Genomic DNA, 15,447 nt, shown 5'->3' with positions numbered 1-15,447 from the left:
ACATCCTCATAACACCTATGTTTCTCCGATGTTCCTCGCGGCTCATTCCAGGGTGCACGTTTCGGGTGGCCGGGCCCGATCAGGTGTGAAATGTCTGTTGTCCAACGGGAAATCTGAAAGGCAAGAAAAATGGACATTCTCAAGGGAAAGACCGCGATCGTCACCGGCGCGAGTTCCGGCATCGGTTACGAAACCGCACGGCTCTTCGCCAGCGAAGGCGCAAATGTGATTGTCGGCGCACGGCGTCAAAGCGAGCTTGAAAAGCTCGTGGCGCTGATCGAGGCGGATGGTGGAAAAGCAGCGGCACTGGCTGGCGACGTCAGGGATGAGGCCTATGCCAAATCCCTGGTGGAACTGGCCGAGAGCCGGTTCGGCGGGCTGGATATCGCCTTCAACAATGCGGGCGCCAATGGCGAGATGGGCCCGACCGCCGGGATATCACTTGAAGGCTGGCGCGAGGCTCTGGACATCAATCTGACGGGCGCCTTCCTGGGCGCGAAACACCAGATCCCGGCGCTGCTGAGACGAGGGGGCGGGTCGCTGATCTTCACCTCGACCTTTGTTGGCCATACGGTGGGAATGCCGGGCACCGCAGCCTACGCCGCGAGCAAGGCAGGGGTGATCGGCCTGATGAAGACACTTGCCGCAGAGCTTGGCCCGCAAGGTATCAGGGTCAATGCGATCCTGCCGGGCGGCACGGCCACGAGCATGGCAGAGGCCTGGGTCGATACCCCTGAAAAGCTCGCCTTTGTTGAGGGATTGCATGCACTTAAGCGGAGGGCGATGCCTGAGGAGATTGCGCGTTCCGTGCTCTATCTTGCTTCCGATGCCGCAAGCTTCACGACCGGATCGGCAATGCTGGTCGATGGCGGCGTCTCGATCAACCGGACCTGAGCTGGCCTAGAGCAAGTTTTGTCGATTTAGAGCCAATGAAATCCCTTGGCCATCAATCCTGCCAGGCCGAGGGCTACGACGATCAATGCACCAAACAAAAGGCGGAAATCCATCTTGGCATCGCGGCGCAACTCCCGGATATCAATCTTGATGTCGGTGACAGCAATCTTGATATTTTCCATATCGGCCGAGAGTTTTGCGACTTGTGCTTCCATGTCGTTGAATGTGCCATCTCCGCCGCCACGTTTCAAGGGTTCGACGTGGGGCGATCGGGTAGATCTCGCCTTGCTCATGTAATGTCTCTCGTGCTCAAATCTCGTAAATATAATCGTCTGGATAGCATATCCTGGTAAAGCCGCACAAAGCAAAACGCGCGCCGTGAGGCGCGCGTTTTCAATCGTGGCGATGTGGTTCGATCAGACGAACTGGCTAAGGCCGGGAATGGAATTCACCACCTCGTCGACCGGGCCGGCGCCGGCCTTTTCACGAGCAAAAGCAATGGTTTCCTTGGAAATCCCGGTGATCTCGCCCATGCCGAGGCCAATGCCCATCAGCTTGGAGCCGAGGCCCATGACGCCTGGCATCAGGCCGGAGAGAAGGCCTCCACTACCTTTTGCCTCGGCGATGGCAGCTTCCGCACCGGGGAAGGCGGCGATGAGCTGTTCAACCTTGTCTGCCGGTGCTTCCTTCTGCAGGAAAGCCAGAATCAGGCCAACGGCCTTGGCGGCAGTTGCCGGATCGGTGCCGACATTAGCGGAAATGCGCGCGATAAGTTCGTCCATGAGCCTAATCTCCCGTCTATCATGAATTACGTTTACGTAATATGCGGGAATTCTTTCCCGCACAAGGGTCTGCGTCAATCTGGACCAGCCTCTCAATCGCGTACAATCAAAATGCAATTGGACGATGAAAATTTCGTACCGGATTCGCACTTTCTTGTGCCGGAATCGCCCCAACCCGTCTGAAAACCCCACGGTTCTGTTCGAGTTGTGTTTGAGAAAGCTGCTTTCGTTGCCAATTTTCCGGATGCGATAAAAGCTAGGCCATTGTCGGTTCCGGATTGGCTGTTTATACCGTGGATAGAGTGACACCGACGAGGGTAGGACGACATGGCCGCGATGAGTATTTTCCTTGGTGCAAGCCGCAAGCCCGACGACAGCTACCAGCAGGCTGAATCGCTCCTCCTGAAATTCGGCAACCGGCACGGCCTGATCACCGGTGCAACCGGTACGGGTAAGACGGTCTCGCTGCAGGTTCTGGCCGAAGGGTTTTCGGAAGCCGGCGTTCCCGTGTTCTGCGCCGACATCAAGGGCGACCTCTCCGGTATCGGCGCCAAGGGCGAGGAGAAGGATTTCCTCGTCAAGCGCGCTGCCGATGTGAGGCTCGACCCCTATAAGCTCGGCGCATCGCCGGTGATCTTCTGGGACATTTTCGGTGAGCAGGGTCATCCGATCCGCGCGACCATTTCCGAGATGGGTCCGCTGCTGCTGTCGCGGCTGATGAACCTGACCGAAGCGCAGGAAGGCGTCCTCAACATCGCCTTCAAGATCGCCGACGAGGAGGGGCTCTTGCTCCTCGACATGAAGGACCTGCAATCGCTGCTCGTCAACATCGCGGAACGTGCCGAGGAAATTTCCGCCCGCTATGGCAATGTCACCAAACCTTCGGTCGGCGCGATCCAGCGCTCGCTGCTGGTGCTCGAACAGCAGGGCGGCACGAAGTTCTTTGGCGAACCGGCATTGAAGATCGCCGATATCATGCGCACGGATACGAATGGCCGCGGTCTGGTCAGCATCCTTGCCGCCGACAAGCTGATGATGAACCCGCGCCTCTATTCGACGTTCCTGCTGTGGCTCTTGTCGGAACTCTTCGAGGAACTGCCGGAAATCGGCGATCCGGAAAAGCCGCGCCTGGTCTTCTTCTTCGACGAGGCGCATCTGCTGTTCAACGAAGCGCCGAAGGCGCTGCTCACCCGCGTCGAGCAGGTGGTGCGACTGATCCGTTCCAAGGGCGTTGGTGTCTTCTTCATCTCGCAAAACCCGCTGGATGTACCGGAAACGGTTCTGGCACAGCTCGGCAACCGCGTGCAGCATGCGCTGCGCGCCTATACGCCGCGCGAGCAGAATGCGGTGAAGACGGCTGCCGATACGTTCCGCGCCAATCCGGATTTCAACACCTTCGAGGCGATCACCAACCTTGCCACCGGCGAGGCGCTGGTCTCGACCCTTGCCGACAAGGGCGTGCCGTCCATAGTGCAGCGAACATTGATGCGCCCGCCAGCAGGACGCATCGGCCCGCTCACCAGCGACGAACGCCAGACGCTGATCAATGCGAGCCCCGTTGCCGGGCAGTATGACGAGATGGTCGACCGTGAGTCCGCCTATGAACTGCTCCAGAAGAAGGCCGAGCAGGCGAAAGTCGAAACCGACGCCACGCAGCCTCAGGAGGCGGACAGCACCAGCGGCTGGAGCCTCCCGGATATTCTCGGCGGCAGCAAGCCGGGGCCGCGTGGCGGCCAACCGCGAGGCCGCCAGACCGTGGCGGAAGCAGCGATGAAATCCGTGGTCCGGTCCGTCGGCAGTTCCCTTGGCCGCGCGCTGGTGCGCGGGATTCTGGGTAGTTTGACGCGGCGGTGACCCGCTGCCAGCGTTGAATGCCGGCCTGTCGCGGTCGCCTCAGTTGGCGCCCGGAAAGATCTGCTTCCAGTCGTCCTTCATGCTGACGAGGATCCAGCCCTTGGCCACGGCCTCATCAAGTCCCTTGTCCAGCGCGGCGAGCTTGTCGCCGCGGTCGTAGGCGTATTCACGCTCCGCGTCGTCATGATGAATATAGACCGCGAGGCGAGGCCCATCCCCGGCCGCCGTATATTCAAGCATCTGACGGTCGCCATCGGAGTTGCCGACGGCGATCACCGGGCGGCGCCCGATGAAACGGTTGATACCGACGGGCTTGCCCGCACCGTCATCGATGAACTCGACTTTCGGTTCCTTGAACAGGAACGGCTTGCCGTCGCTGCCGACCTCGTATTTGACAACACCGGACGAACCGATGACCTGCTCCGGCGGGATGCCATAGATTTTCTCGGCGAAGACGCGCATGAACTCCACACCGCCCCCCGAGACGATGAAGGTCCTGAAGCCGTTGGCGCGCAGATAGCTCAACAGCTCGAGTTGCGGCTGGTAGACGAGCTCGGAATAGGGCTTTTGCCTGATTGGATGCTTGGCTGTCGCAAACCAGTCGGCGACACGTGCTGAGAACGCTTCGGTGGTCATGCCGGTGTGGGTGGCGGCCATGATCTCGCCGATGCCCTTCATGCCGCTCGCCTCGACGCCCTTCTGGTCGCCCGCGAGCACCGACTTGTAGGGCTCGGTCGTCTGCCATTCCGGATATTGCGGCGCCAGCCGCTTGATCTCATCGAGCGCAAAGAAGAGCTGGAACGGTACCGGCTTTTCCGCCCACAGCGTGCCGTCATTGTCGAAGACCGCGATTCGATCGGCGGGCGCGATGAAATCGGCCGAGCCATCCGCCGTCACGCGTTTGACGAAATCGGTGATGGCGGTTTTATTCGCACTATCGTTCCATGACGAAAGCGGATCGGACTGCGCCAGCGCCGAAACGCTGGCGGCAAGGACGATGCTGATTGCCAGCGTGCAGTGACGCAGAATTGCTGCCAGACGCATAACGGCCTCCCTCCGTAAAACGGTTGCAGCGAGGAAAGCGCACGCCCCTGTGCTCCACAAGTACGTAACCGTTACGAGGCGGTGCTCAAGGGCCGACATGTGCACGCAAATTGAAGACCGGTGCAGCGTTCCACCAGCCATCTCTAATTGACCTGCCTGGCGGACCAGCTGCCTCCCAATAAATTGGTATCAATCTGGCCCTGATTGGTCTGTTGTTAGAATGCATCTTTGCCAATCATTTTTATAAATTCTTCACATAGCACCGGCCAGTCGCGACTTTCGTCGAATTGCATCCGGTTGTTTTCAAAGTCCAATTTAATACCACTCCGCCGCCGACGACCAGCGCTGCGGCCGTCCGACAATTTTGAACAAATTCGATTTGAGAACGAAACAATAAAAAGGGATTCATTGTGAAGAAAGCACTTTTGGCGACAGTCGCCTTGTCAATCCTCCTTGCCGGCTGCAACGGTTCCGATGACAAGACCAGCGAGCAGACATCATCGACATTCACGGAGCTGAACAACCGCATCGGCGCACTCGATGCAGCGCAGAAACAAAGCCAGGCAACGATCGACGAGCAAAACAGGAAGATCGTGGTGCTCACGCAGTCGCAGGAGGCGCTCGCCTCGCTGCAAGCAAGGTTTGATGCGCTGCAGAAAGCCTATGATGAAAGTCCGAAATTCGATCCGGAGACCCTGAAAAAGGTCGAGGATGGCCTTGCCGACCTGACGAAACAATTCAACGATAGCGCGAAATTCGATCCGGAGGCGCTGAAGGAATCTCTCAAAAAGCTGCAGGATCAGATCGACAAGGGCCCAACGTCGCAAGCGGTCACCGACCTTGATACTGCCATCGATGACCTTGAGAAAAAGCTCGTCGATGCAACATCGTTCGAAACCGTCAAGACGGAAGTAGAACGGCTCACCAAACTGCTCGCAGGCATCGATACAGACACACCAACCACGCTGAAGGAAACCCTTGCTGCTCTGCGCAAGGACCTCGACGGCAAGACAACGCTCGACCCGGCAGAGATCAAGAACATCGGCGACCGGCTCGCGGAGCTGGAAACGTTTGTCGCCGCCTTGGCGGCACCCCTTTTGCCGGGTCCTGCTCCAACAGTCGACGTGCGCACATTGCGTCCGACATTTCAGTCGTTCACAGCGGCCCCGGAAAGCTTCCAGCTGAGGGAGACGAGCCGCATCGTCATCGACAGCGACGATGAGGGTTTCAAGACAGCATTGAATGCGCCGATGGGCTGGGCGCAGAAGCTGCGTTTTGCCACCGGGCTCAAACTGGAGGTCGTCAACGGGGTCAAAGCCGTCCCCGGCGATATCATCTTGAGCGGCAAGCCCGACCAGTTGCTGCTCGATACGGCCGAGACAGCAAAAGTCACCTGGGACAAGGAAGTCGAGGATGTCTGGCGCGGAAGAACAGCTCCATGGGTCGTTGATTCTGTATCGATAAAGGATGTACTGAAGGAGGGCTATACCTATACTGCCGACGCAAATAATGTCACGCTGACCTACAATCAAAACTTCGGCGCTATTCACGCACTACAGACGCTCTATCAGCTCTTGGCGAGCGATCGACGAACACCAGGCGAGCATCGCTGGCTTCTAGGCGGCAAAGGCGTTGATTATCCGCAGAGCGAGTATCGCGGCGTGATGATCGATGTCGGACGCAAGTTCGTCTCGGTAGACGATCTTATTGGTCTCATGGACAAGATGAGCTTGCACAAGCTCAATATCCTGCATTTGCATGTGAGTGACAATGTAGGTGACCGGTTTGGCAATTATACCGGATTTTTCAGGCTCTATGATGAAAGTCTGAGCGAAGAGTACAAGAAGCTGAGGCCGTCGGACGGAAAATATTACACCAAGGCCGATATCACTCGTTTGGAAGATGCGGCGTTGGCCTATGGCATCGAAGTATTGCCTGAGATTGATCTGCCGGGGCATGCGCAAGCATTCATATCCGTTAATCCGACATTTGTCAGCAAAGACCATCACTTGAGCCTTGATGTCAAAAAACCTGAAGTAATAGACTATATCAAGCGGCTGGTTCCAGAGTTTGCAACATGGTTCCGCAGTGGAAAGTATCATTTTGGCGCCGATGAAGTGTTTGACACTTCAAAACCGGACGTTACCAAGTTCGTGAATGACATGGCAGCAAGTCTGAGGCCGAAAGTTGGCCCCAATTTGTTCGGCATTTGGTCAGGAGCGGCTGACCTGACCACAGTGAACTCGGACATTACCGTATTTAACTGGACCAGGGAAAGCAGAGATCAGTTGGCAGGCAAAAAATGGGTCGATTATGAATGGACCTACTTTGTCCCCTTTATAGACTACTGGCAGCCGAATAAAGGGGAAATGACCCTGGCAAGCCAATATGATACTTATTACGAGTCAGCAGGTCGCAATACGGGAATTCCCATTGGCCGCGAGATCGCCGTCTGGAACGATTCAGCTCTCAATCACACCTACGGATTCGAGTTGATGAATGCCGGAATACGGCTCGGCGTTCCGGGGCATGGTCTGGTGCTGTGGAATGGGCTTTCGTTTGATGAGGACAATAATTTCGTATCCTACGACAAACTGCCGGGTTTCCAGACGTCGCTGTCACATGAGCAGTCCTCTTACTGGATAAGGAACAAATATCCCTCGTTGAGCGGCCAGCAGGCGATGGAAATTCTGCTCGATACCGCCACCTTCCGCCATATTGATTGGAAGCAAAGCACTGGAATTCGCATTCCTGCGGCAAGTGACCGGCCCAACGAGATTGCCACGGACCCGCTTGGCTGGGACCCGCTCGATATGGCCGCCGCATTCAAGAAGGCGGAGGATCTGGTCAAGCAGCAGAGTTTTACCAAGACCGGGGTAATGAAGCTCCAGTAAGGACGGGTATTGGCATGACCAAGGGCGGCCACGGTGGCCGCCTTCGATCTGCCCTATCTAGATAACCAGCACCGGCGACTTGTTCGGAACGCGGTCGTAGAGGTCGATAATGTCCTGGTTGATCAGGCGCACGCAGCCGGACGAAACCGCCTTGCCGATGGACCACCATTCCGGCGAGCCATGCAGGCGGTAGAGCGTATCGACGCCATTCTGGAAGATATAAAGGGCGCGGGCGCCGAGCGGGTTCTTGAGCCCCGGCTCCATGCCGCCGTTCCTGGCGCTGAATTTGACCAGTTCCGGCTGGCGGGCGACCATCTCGTCCGGCGGCGTCCACTTGGGCCAATGGCGCTTCCATTGGATGACCGCGCGCCCGGACCAGGCAAAACCTTCCTTGCCGATGCCGACGCCGTAGCGGATGGCCTGGCCACCCTCGCGCACCAGATAGAGAAACTTGTCGTTGGTATCGACGACGATCGTGCCCGGCTGTTCGCCGGTCGGATCCTGGACGATCTGGCGCAGATAGCGCTTGTCCATCTTCTCGATCGGGATGGCAGGCAACTGGAAGCCGTCATCCTCCCGTGCCGAATACATTGCCGCATAGGAGGCGAAGGCCGGATCGACATCCATTTGCGGCTGCATCAGTGGATTGCCGTAATCATCGACCTGGATGACGGGCAAATCGCCGGGGATCTGGGCGCAGCCTGCGAGGCCGGCTGCTGCTGTAGCAGTCAATGCAGCAAAAAAGCCGCGGCGGGAAATTGTGTTTTGCATCATTGAACCAAATTCGTGGCGGGGGAGGATGGGAGAAACTTGCTCTACCGCTCCTAAACGCACAATGAATATGGCGGCTAACCGTTGACAATAGGGCTCAAACAAGGCGGAGCGGTGACTGTTGCGCCGCGGCAACAAAAACCTGTCGCGCAAGGGATTTTGCCCGTTCAACTGCGGATAAACACTCCGTGAGGGCGTCAAGAGTGGATCAAGCTGGCTCGGCCAAGGCAGAATCAGCAGCATGTTGAAGAACACGGCCATTGACCTCGCCGCCGAATGGTCCTTCGATAGGAACAACGGCAAGCAGGAACGGAATCAACATCATGGCGGTCAATGCAGCAGCCCAGACAGTGACTTGGACCTATGTCGATGGCGACTGGTATGAGGGGAACGTGCCCCTCATCGGTCCGCGCAGCCATGCGATGTGGCTGGCCTCAACGGTTTTCGATGGTGCACGCTGGTTCGAAGGTGTCGCGCCCGATCTCGACCGGCATTGCGCCCGCGTCAATGCATCGGCGATCGCGCTTGGCCTCAACCCGACCATGAGCGCCGAGGAAATCGTCGGCCTGACCCATGACGGATTGAAGAAGTTCGATGGCAAGACAGCGGTCTATATAAGGCCGATGTATTGGGCCGAACATGGCGGCTATATGGGCGTGCCGGCCGATCCGGACTCGACGCGGTTCTGCCTGTGCCTCTACGAAGCGCCGATGATTGCACCGAGCGGCTTTTCCGTTACCGTCTCGCCGTTCCGCCGCCCGACCTTCGAGACCATGCCGACCAATGCCAAGGCGGGCTGCCTCTATCCCAATAATGGCCGGGCGATCCTCGAAGCGAAATCGCGCGGTTTCGACAATGCGCTGGTCCTCGACATGCTCGGCAATGTGGCGGAAACGGGAACGTCCAACATCTTTCTGGTCAAGGACGGGCATATTTTCACGCCCGCACCGAACGGGACGTTCCTTTCCGGCATCACCCGCAAGCGCACCATCGACGTGCTCGCCGACTATGGTTTCCGCACCACGCAGACGACCTTGAGCGTGCAGGATTTCCTTGGCGCCGACGAGATTTTCTCCACTGGGAACCATTCCAAGGTCGTTCCCGTTACCCGTATTGAAGATCGTGATCTTCAGCCGGGGCCGATCGCCAAGAAAGCGCGGGAGCTTTATTGGGAGTTTGCGCACTCGACGCCGAAAATTTAACCCTTAAACCGGATGGGCCGGAAATATTGATCCGTTTCGCATTGCTCGAAAAGCAATACGGACCTATGTAACCAACGCAGGTTTTGTCAGGATGACGTTTACGCCATGGCGGCCTGCAAATGGCGTTTTTCTGCGGTCCGGTGCTCATGAACCCAAACGTTCACTGCGCTCCGGTCCTCGAAATCCACCATTTTCGGCTCGCCCTGACCTAAACGCGTTCTCGCTACTGAGTTAAATCGAAGAGGAGACTTCCATGGCTTTCGAATTGCCCGCACTGCCGTATGATTACGATGCGCTCGCCCCCTTTATGTCGCGCGAAACGCTCGAATATCATCACGACAAGCACCACAAGGCTTACGTTGACAACGGCAACAAACTGGCTGCCGAAGCCGGTCTCGAGAATCTTTCGCTCGAAGAAATCGTCAAGCAGTCCTACGGCAAGAATGCCGGCCTCTTCAACAATGCCGGCCAGCATTACAACCATCTGCATTTCTGGCATTGGCTGAAGAAGGGCGGCGGCGGCAAGAAGCTTCCGGGCGCGCTTGAAAAGGCGGTTGAATCCGACCTCGGCGGGTATGACAAGTTCCGCACCGATTTCATCGCTGCCGGCACCACGCAGTTCGGCTCCGGCTGGGCATGGCTCTCCGTCAAGGACGGCAAGCTCGAAATCTCCAAGACACCGAACGGCGAAAACCCGCTGGTACATGGCGCAACGCCGATCCTCGGCGTGGATGTCTGGGAACATTCCTATTACATCGATTATCGCAATGCCCGTCCGAAATATCTGGAAGCGTTCGTCGATAACCTGATCAACTGGGATTACGTTCTCGAACTCTACGAAAAAGCCAAGTAAGCGGCTTCTGGTAAAACGGCCCTGTCAAAAAACGGGGCCGTTTTTGTACGTCCCGACTGCATCCAACCTGGAGAGATCATGGCGGTAGTCTATTTCGTGACCCATCCGGAAGTCGTCATTGATCCCGCTGTGCCGGTACCCGATTGGGGCTTGTCGGAAAAAGGCAAGGCACGCCTGGAGGCCTTCTGCACCCGGCCAGAACTGGCGCGTGTTACCGATGTCTTTGTTAGCGATGAGCGCAAGGCGAAGGACTGTGCCATGCTGCTACAGGCCGTTCGCGGCCTGTCTTTCACTGTCGATCATCGCTTGGGCGAGAATGACCGCTCGTCTACCGGCTACGTTGCGCCGCCCCGTTTCTGGGAGATCGTCGATGAATTTTTTGCCAAGCCGACCGAAAGCACGAGCGGCTGGGAGCGGGCTATCGATGCTCAAATGCGCATCAGGTCGGCCGTGGCCGACTGCATTGCAGCACGTACCGGCAGCGGCGATCTCATCATATTTGCACATGGCGGGGTGGGAGCGCTCCTGTTGTCCAGCCTGACCAGCCAACCGATTTCCAGGGGAACCGACCAGCCGATCAACGGTGGCGGATGCTATTTCACCTTCGATAGCGATTCGATGGCTCTCCTGTCGGGCTGGAGCGACATTGTCCCGTAAAGGGACGGACGCACGGCAGACATCGCTCAGATCGAATAGGTGATGCGCACAGAGGTGCCGGCGCCCGGCGCGGATATTATATCCAGCGTTCCAGCCATCGTCTTGATCAGTTCCACACAATTGGTCAGGCCGAGGCCGACATGAACACCCGCTTTGGTCGAGAAAAACGGTTCTCGCGCCTTCGCCAGGACGGACGGGCTCATTCCGGTCCCATTGTCGCTGACGATCAGGACCAGTTGAGCGCCGCGCAGGAAACGTCTCCGGACATAGGCCCTGATCGAAATCGCCGGATCGGTTCGTGCGGCAACGGCATTGATCGAATTGCGGACAAGTTCGTCGATCAACAGATGGAACTGTGACGCAGGCACACGGACTGCACCTGCTTCGCCATCGGCATCGATCCGCAAGTCATATTTGCAGTTCCGCACGATGTCCTCAAGCAGCGTGGCAAGCGGTGCGGGCTGTAGCTCGGCGCGGGCATGCCCGATGGTCATGAGCCCTTCATTGATCGACTCAAGCTCAACGATGGTGCGCAGGGCAGCATCCGCCATTTCGCGCGGGGGATGAGACTTTCCGTCGAGATAGCCGAGAAACAGTCGCAAGGCAGTGATGCGTGTCCGGGTCATGTGGGCGAAGAGCAGCGAAAACGACCGGATGTGCTGGTCTTTCTTACGGTTGATCCTGGAGTATTGATGGATGGAAATGATGCTCAGGATAAGGGCTGAAAGTGCGCCGAAGAATACGAGTCTGTTGCGCGCGGCATCGGTCGCGATATGCGATGTTGCGCTCAACGCCTGGCTGTGATCGACGGCTGCGCTGGCCAGACCAGCGAGATATTCGTCGATGACCAGCATCGGTCCGAGTGCCTGCTCATAATGTTTGCCGATGGCGGCAACAGGCAGGACCACGGTATCGACGGCCTTGATCGCCTTGTGGAGGCCGGCGATGTTCTGGGGGGTGATGAACGTCGCCGCGTAATCGAGATGGACCAGCGATTTCAGGTTGAAGCTCAACAATTGTATTTCCAGCAGCAGCCTGGGCGGCTTCTCGCCAGACCTCACAGCGACGTTCAGATAACCGATGATTCTGGCAACTTTCTCCTTCGATTGGGAAGCACGCCATTGAATCTCCGAAGCCTGGCCGAGGATGAGTTCGGTTTGTTGCCGATAGATGTCGGTGCGAAGCAGCGACCAGACGCTAAGGCAAATTGAAACAATCAAGCCTGCATAGAGTATCAGCGATGTGGAATGGCGGAGAATGCTCTTCATTGCGCCGGACGTATCGCCACGACAAACCAGACCCATATGGAGTTGCGGCCGGGAATGTAAGATGGCGGCAAATCCTTCAGGGGCCAGATGAGATAAAAGGGGCCGCCATCATCGTCCGATAAAGGCCGGTATGACTGTCCGGCCGCGCAAAGACCGTCGGTTCTGTCTTCCTCCACACATTGCTGCTCGATCGCCAATATGGGTGAATAGGCATCGATCTCGCTGTCGCTGATGCTCGACACAAAATCATTATAGGCAAGAATTTCAAATTCCTTTGCGCCCGCAATACCATTTTTGGCCAGGATGTCTTTGAGAAGCGGACCGCGAAAACTTGTTGTCTGGCCCCCTTTGCTCCAGGGGGTTGCCGTCGTGCGCCCCTGCAGGACGAATTCCTTGCGCAATCCTTCGCTCGCATAAGTGGCCACCACCTTTCCTGTTTCCCGCTCGATCGCCAGGATATCAGGGTTGGGAGACTGGGCGCGGGCCACGCCGATGCCAAGCGTGAAAACGATTGCCAGGGTGGCGGTCGAGGTTTTCATGAAATCAAGCCGAGACAGCGTAGGCCTCCTCTTCATATTCGCGGATGTCCAGATTGCGGGAGAAGAGCACGCATGCGCCGCTCGAGCCGCGCGGGTCGTATGCAAAACCTTTCGCTGCCATCGCGGTGGTAATTTGTCTGACGCCCGCCAGGCCGTAAAGGTGATCGTGCAGTTCCAGAAACACACGTTCGACGCCGGGCAGTTCGGCGCCCTGCAATAGTTCGCATTCGCCGCCCTCAATATCCATGATCAGCAGGGTGATCCTGGCGTTGACGATGAATTCGTCTATGTCGATTGATCTTATGGTAATGATGCGCTCATAGGGCCCCTGATCCTCGAAGACCGACGACATCCAGAAATCCTTGCGCAGGTAGAAGAGGAAGTCCCTGGGCGAACCGGCCGTCATAAGACCCTGAGCGACGGAAATATTGTGCCGGCCATTCGCTTTGACCACATTTTCCGCCAGCCGAACGATTTCCGGGTTGGCATCGAAGGCTGAAACCTGAACGTCGATTTCGGTGGCCAGAATGGTGGCGATGATGCCAAGCCCGGTACCGAGTTCAAGGACCCGGTCACCCGTGCGAACCGCCTTCCTCACCCAATAGGCTTCCTTGGCTTCATAGGTCCCGTTGCGAAGCGCCGACCAGATGGTGTCGGAAACGTCGCCCGGGAGGATGGGAAGATTTATCTCACTGGAGCCCAAAACAATTTTCATAATCTTCATGCACCAAAAATGGTCCGCATGTTTGGCTATGACGCTGGAAATGGCCGGTTGGTGTGCTGCAGGCGCAGACCCAGTGACCCAGCCCTGAATGCGGTCACTTCCCGTTTGCGGAAATAAATTTTTCAAAATTCGAAATCAAAATATCAAACGCGAGTAAGCCATATCACAGCGAGTTCGGCAACTGGCCAAACTTCAAAAGTTTGGCCCTTGCGCGCTTGTAGTAGCGCTCGGCTGAACCCGCATCGATATTCATCTGCTCGCCCAGCCGGTCATATATTTCCTTGCGGCTGACGCCTGCCGGCCGCTGCCTCATCCAGCCAAGCACCTCCTGCTCCCGTGGTGTCAGGGCAGAATGGTAGACTTCCGGCGCGGCGCTTGTCTCATGCATGAGACCGACGCAATAACCGTGATCTGCGATCCTCCCGAGGATCGTGGACATTGTTCCCGGTTTCAGGCTGTTCTTGGCGATATAGCCAGCGACTCCCATGTTCCGGCAGGTTTCCCACTCCTCACTGCTGTCGGAACCGGTGACCACGATATGGATCGCCGCCGGCGATTGCTCCACGATAGTCCTGACGGCGGTCAAACGATCATCTTCGGATCTCTGATCGTACCCCGGCAGTCCGGGATCGATGAGGACAAGGGCAAACGGGATGGACTGAATGAGATCCAGCGCTATTTCCAAAGTTGCTGCGGCGTGGACGATCGAGTCTGGCAGGGCCGCCTGCAGTTCATGCGCGAGAGCCAGGCGCATCAGATGCTGATCTTCTACGATCAACACATCCTGCAGTGAATTGGAGTTCGTCATCAAAAATGCTTTCAATAAACGCGATCATCAAAAACATCATTCTAGACCAATCCTGAATTTCGAGAATAGGGACAGCACTGTCACTTTCGCCGTTTTCGAATCCGGCTAAACCCGAGTCATTGCAAGCCAATCACTTTTCGCAGGTCCAGACCTATTGCCATGAACGATAATGCCACGGAGGCCAAAATGGAGAGCATTCTTCTGATGATCGCCATCGATTTTCATGAGCAGGCCCGGCGTGAGGTCGAGCGGCTCGCAACAGCCCGTACGAAGCTCAAGGCAGCAGGTGTTGAATGTCGCCTCATCGACCGACGTTTGACGACTGCCAGGGAAATCGAGTGGCGTCTACGGGAAGAGTTGTTGCGTTGTCCCGTAAGGACAACCCAGGATGCTGCCACCAAGGCTGTGCATTTACGCCAAGCCTTAAAACATGACGAAACGACAAGCGAAGCGAGTGAGCGCTCCCTATAGCTGCAGTTCTCATACCTATCAAGAATACCTGTCGCTATTCTCACAACTATCCAGGTGGCACAATCGCTAGTCGTGCACACGGCCCCGTCATTGACGGGGCCGTTTTGTATTCATTGCAAATGCTGTTCTACGGCCGCTGCGCTCTTTTGCGATCTATCAGTGGCTTGACCAGGAACAGGCAGGGATGGCTTTCGGTCCACAGGGTAGGGAACGTTTCCGCCGGCAAAAATCCATTGCTCCGATAAAATGCCCGTGTCCGGTCAAGATGAGGCTCCTCCACGTCCCTGGGCGCTAGCGTTTTCGCTGTCAGCAGTTGGCAACCATTCCTGAGGGCATAGTCCTCAGCAGCCTGCACCAGACGGCGTCCAATCCCCCGGCCATGAGTGGCCTTGCGCGTGGCAATGACAAAGACCTCGATGGACACAGGCGAATGGCGTTTGAGCGCAATGAAGCCGCTGATCTGTCCATTGTCCGACGCTGCAAACACGGGCATTTCCTTTATGGCTTCGGCACAGGCAGCTATCCGGCGCCTCGAACCACTCCGTCAGTTCGCCCATGATCTCCTTGCAGGCATTGCTTTTTTCCTGCGCTGTCCGGATCTCGCTTATCACTTCCACCTTCTGCGTCCTTTGTTAGAGTGAAGGGACGCTTCTGCCAGAATTCGACAGGTAAAGCGTCCTGGCAAT

The 15,447-nt window shown here is 57.0% G+C and carries 16 protein-coding genes; 7 read left to right on the top strand and 9 right to left on the bottom strand.

The window, feature by feature from the left end:
- Nucleotides 1–129: 129 nt before the first annotated feature.
- Complete coding sequence (locus BLM14_RS12885) at nucleotides 130–894, top strand: SDR family oxidoreductase (protein WP_099999720.1); 765 nt, start codon at nucleotides 130–132, stop codon at nucleotides 892–894.
- 26 nt (nucleotides 895–920) lie between these two features.
- Here BLM14_RS12885 and BLM14_RS12880 read toward each other — a convergent pair whose 3' ends face one another.
- Both BLM14_RS12880 and BLM14_RS12875 read right to left on the bottom strand, forming a co-directional pair.
- Entirely contained in the window at nucleotides 921–1,187 is a 267-nt protein-coding gene (locus BLM14_RS12880) for a hypothetical protein (protein WP_204252033.1), read from the bottom strand.
- A gap of 123 nt (nucleotides 1,188–1,310) precedes the next feature.
- Nucleotides 1,311–1,676 carry a DUF2267 domain-containing protein gene (locus BLM14_RS12875; RefSeq protein WP_099999718.1) on the bottom strand — a complete coding sequence of 122 codons (366 nt, stop codon included), beginning with the start codon at nucleotides 1,674–1,676 and terminating at the stop codon, nucleotides 1,311–1,313.
- A 327-nt stretch (nucleotides 1,677–2,003) separates the two neighbouring features.
- Here BLM14_RS12875 and BLM14_RS12870 point away from each other — a divergent pair, with 327 nt between their 5' ends.
- Nucleotides 2,004–3,530 (top strand): helicase HerA-like C-terminal domain-containing protein, encoded by a 1,527-nt coding sequence (locus tag BLM14_RS12870; protein WP_099999717.1) that lies wholly within the window; start codon nucleotides 2,004–2,006, stop codon nucleotides 3,528–3,530.
- Between the two features lie 39 nt (nucleotides 3,531–3,569).
- Here BLM14_RS12870 and BLM14_RS12865 read toward each other — a convergent pair whose 3' ends face one another.
- Entirely contained in the window at nucleotides 3,570–4,574 is a 1,005-nt protein-coding gene (locus BLM14_RS12865; protein WP_099999716.1) for an HAD family hydrolase, read from the bottom strand.
- Nucleotides 4,575–4,984: 410 nt separating this feature from the next.
- Between BLM14_RS12865 and BLM14_RS12860 the strand changes: the two genes are divergently transcribed.
- Nucleotides 4,985–7,468: a family 20 glycosylhydrolase gene (locus BLM14_RS12860; RefSeq protein ID WP_099999715.1), complete on the top strand. Its 2,484-nt coding sequence runs from the start codon at nucleotides 4,985–4,987 to the stop codon at nucleotides 7,466–7,468.
- Between the two features lie 57 nt (nucleotides 7,469–7,525).
- Here BLM14_RS12860 and BLM14_RS12855 read toward each other — a convergent pair whose 3' ends face one another.
- On the bottom strand, nucleotides 7,526–8,239 hold the full coding sequence (locus tag BLM14_RS12855) for a L,D-transpeptidase (protein WP_100001287.1): 714 nt from the start codon (nucleotides 8,237–8,239) through the stop codon (nucleotides 7,526–7,528).
- 323 nt (nucleotides 8,240–8,562) lie between these two features.
- On the opposite strand from BLM14_RS12855, the gene BLM14_RS12850 reads away from it, so the two are divergent.
- The 3 genes from BLM14_RS12850 (at nucleotide 8,563) to BLM14_RS12840 (ending at nucleotide 10,951) form a co-directional block, all read left to right on the top strand.
- Complete coding sequence (locus tag BLM14_RS12850; protein WP_162293155.1) at nucleotides 8,563–9,441, top strand: branched-chain amino acid aminotransferase; 879 nt, start codon at nucleotides 8,563–8,565, stop codon at nucleotides 9,439–9,441.
- A gap of 253 nt (nucleotides 9,442–9,694) precedes the next feature.
- Nucleotides 9,695–10,294 carry a superoxide dismutase gene (locus BLM14_RS12845; RefSeq protein ID WP_099999714.1) on the top strand — a complete coding sequence of 200 codons (600 nt, stop codon included), beginning with the start codon at nucleotides 9,695–9,697 and terminating at the stop codon, nucleotides 10,292–10,294.
- Nucleotides 10,295–10,372: 78 nt separating this feature from the next.
- Nucleotides 10,373–10,951 (top strand): histidine phosphatase family protein, encoded by a 579-nt coding sequence (locus BLM14_RS12840; RefSeq protein ID WP_099999713.1) that lies wholly within the window; start codon nucleotides 10,373–10,375, stop codon nucleotides 10,949–10,951.
- 26 nt (nucleotides 10,952–10,977) lie between these two features.
- Here BLM14_RS12840 and BLM14_RS12835 read toward each other — a convergent pair whose 3' ends face one another.
- The 4 genes from BLM14_RS12835 to BLM14_RS12820 all read right to left on the bottom strand — a co-directional run bounded on the left by BLM14_RS12835 (nucleotide 10,978) and on the right by BLM14_RS12820 (nucleotide 14,290).
- Nucleotides 10,978–12,219 carry an ATP-binding protein gene (locus BLM14_RS12835; RefSeq protein ID WP_157929532.1) on the bottom strand — a complete coding sequence of 414 codons (1,242 nt, stop codon included), beginning with the start codon at nucleotides 12,217–12,219 and terminating at the stop codon, nucleotides 10,978–10,980.
- The gene (locus tag BLM14_RS12830; protein ID WP_099999711.1) at nucleotides 12,216–12,758 is read right to left on the bottom strand and encodes a putative pterin-binding protein; all 543 of its coding nucleotides are present in this window, start codon (nucleotides 12,756–12,758) and stop codon (nucleotides 12,216–12,218) included. Before BLM14_RS12830 ends, BLM14_RS12835 begins: the two co-directional genes overlap by 4 nt.
- A gap of 4 nt (nucleotides 12,759–12,762) precedes the next feature.
- Nucleotides 12,763–13,473, bottom strand: coding sequence for an FkbM family methyltransferase (locus tag BLM14_RS12825; RefSeq protein ID WP_099999710.1), 711 nt, complete (start codon nucleotides 13,471–13,473; stop codon nucleotides 12,763–12,765).
- A 172-nt stretch (nucleotides 13,474–13,645) separates the two neighbouring features.
- Nucleotides 13,646–14,290, bottom strand: coding sequence for a response regulator (locus tag BLM14_RS12820; RefSeq protein ID WP_099999709.1), 645 nt, complete (start codon nucleotides 14,288–14,290; stop codon nucleotides 13,646–13,648).
- 186 nt (nucleotides 14,291–14,476) lie between these two features.
- Between BLM14_RS12820 and BLM14_RS12815 the strand changes: the two genes are divergently transcribed.
- Nucleotides 14,477–14,761 carry a hypothetical protein gene (locus BLM14_RS12815; RefSeq protein ID WP_133123954.1) on the top strand — a complete coding sequence of 95 codons (285 nt, stop codon included), beginning with the start codon at nucleotides 14,477–14,479 and terminating at the stop codon, nucleotides 14,759–14,761.
- 127 nt (nucleotides 14,762–14,888) lie between these two features.
- Here BLM14_RS12815 and BLM14_RS12810 read toward each other — a convergent pair whose 3' ends face one another.
- Nucleotides 14,889–15,248, bottom strand: coding sequence for a GNAT family N-acetyltransferase (locus BLM14_RS12810; protein ID WP_335672057.1), 360 nt, complete (start codon nucleotides 15,246–15,248; stop codon nucleotides 14,889–14,891).
- Nucleotides 15,249–15,447 lie beyond the last annotated feature (199 nt).

Origin of the sequence: Phyllobacterium zundukense (assembly GCF_002764115.1) — a bacterium.
Classification (GTDB): domain Bacteria; phylum Pseudomonadota; class Alphaproteobacteria; order Rhizobiales; family Rhizobiaceae; genus Phyllobacterium; species Phyllobacterium zundukense.
This window is presented reverse-complemented; position numbering and strand designations above follow the sequence as displayed.

Bases quoted from the DNA above. Each gene is read 5' to 3' on its own strand.
- BLM14_RS12885 (WP_099999720.1), top strand. From the start codon at position 130: ATGGACATTCTCAAGGGAAAGACCGCGATCGTCACCGGCGCGAGTTCC.
- BLM14_RS12880 (WP_204252033.1), bottom strand. From the start codon at position 1,187: ATGAGCAAGGCGAGATCTACCCGATCGCCCCACGTCGAACCCTTGAAA.
- BLM14_RS12875 (WP_099999718.1), bottom strand. From the start codon at position 1,676: ATGGACGAACTTATCGCGCGCATTTCCGCTAATGTCGGCACCGATCCG.
- BLM14_RS12870 (WP_099999717.1), top strand. From the start codon at position 2,004: ATGGCCGCGATGAGTATTTTCCTTGGTGCAAGCCGCAAGCCCGACGAC.
- BLM14_RS12865 (WP_099999716.1), bottom strand. From the start codon at position 4,574: ATGCGTCTGGCAGCAATTCTGCGTCACTGCACGCTGGCAATCAGCATC.
- BLM14_RS12855 (WP_100001287.1), bottom strand. From the start codon at position 8,239: ATGCAAAACACAATTTCCCGCCGCGGCTTTTTTGCTGCATTGACTGCT.
- BLM14_RS12850 (WP_162293155.1), top strand. From the start codon at position 8,563: ATGGCGGTCAATGCAGCAGCCCAGACAGTGACTTGGACCTATGTCGAT.
- BLM14_RS12845 (WP_099999714.1), top strand. From the start codon at position 9,695: ATGGCTTTCGAATTGCCCGCACTGCCGTATGATTACGATGCGCTCGCC.
- BLM14_RS12840 (WP_099999713.1), top strand. From the start codon at position 10,373: ATGGCGGTAGTCTATTTCGTGACCCATCCGGAAGTCGTCATTGATCCC.
- BLM14_RS12835 (WP_157929532.1), bottom strand. From the start codon at position 12,219: ATGAAGAGCATTCTCCGCCATTCCACATCGCTGATACTCTATGCAGGC.
- BLM14_RS12830 (WP_099999711.1), bottom strand. From the start codon at position 12,758: ATGAAAACCTCGACCGCCACCCTGGCAATCGTTTTCACGCTTGGCATC.
- BLM14_RS12825 (WP_099999710.1), bottom strand. From the start codon at position 13,473: ATGAAAATTGTTTTGGGCTCCAGTGAGATAAATCTTCCCATCCTCCCG.
- BLM14_RS12820 (WP_099999709.1), bottom strand. From the start codon at position 14,290: ATGACGAACTCCAATTCACTGCAGGATGTGTTGATCGTAGAAGATCAG.
- BLM14_RS12815 (WP_133123954.1), top strand. From the start codon at position 14,477: ATGGAGAGCATTCTTCTGATGATCGCCATCGATTTTCATGAGCAGGCC.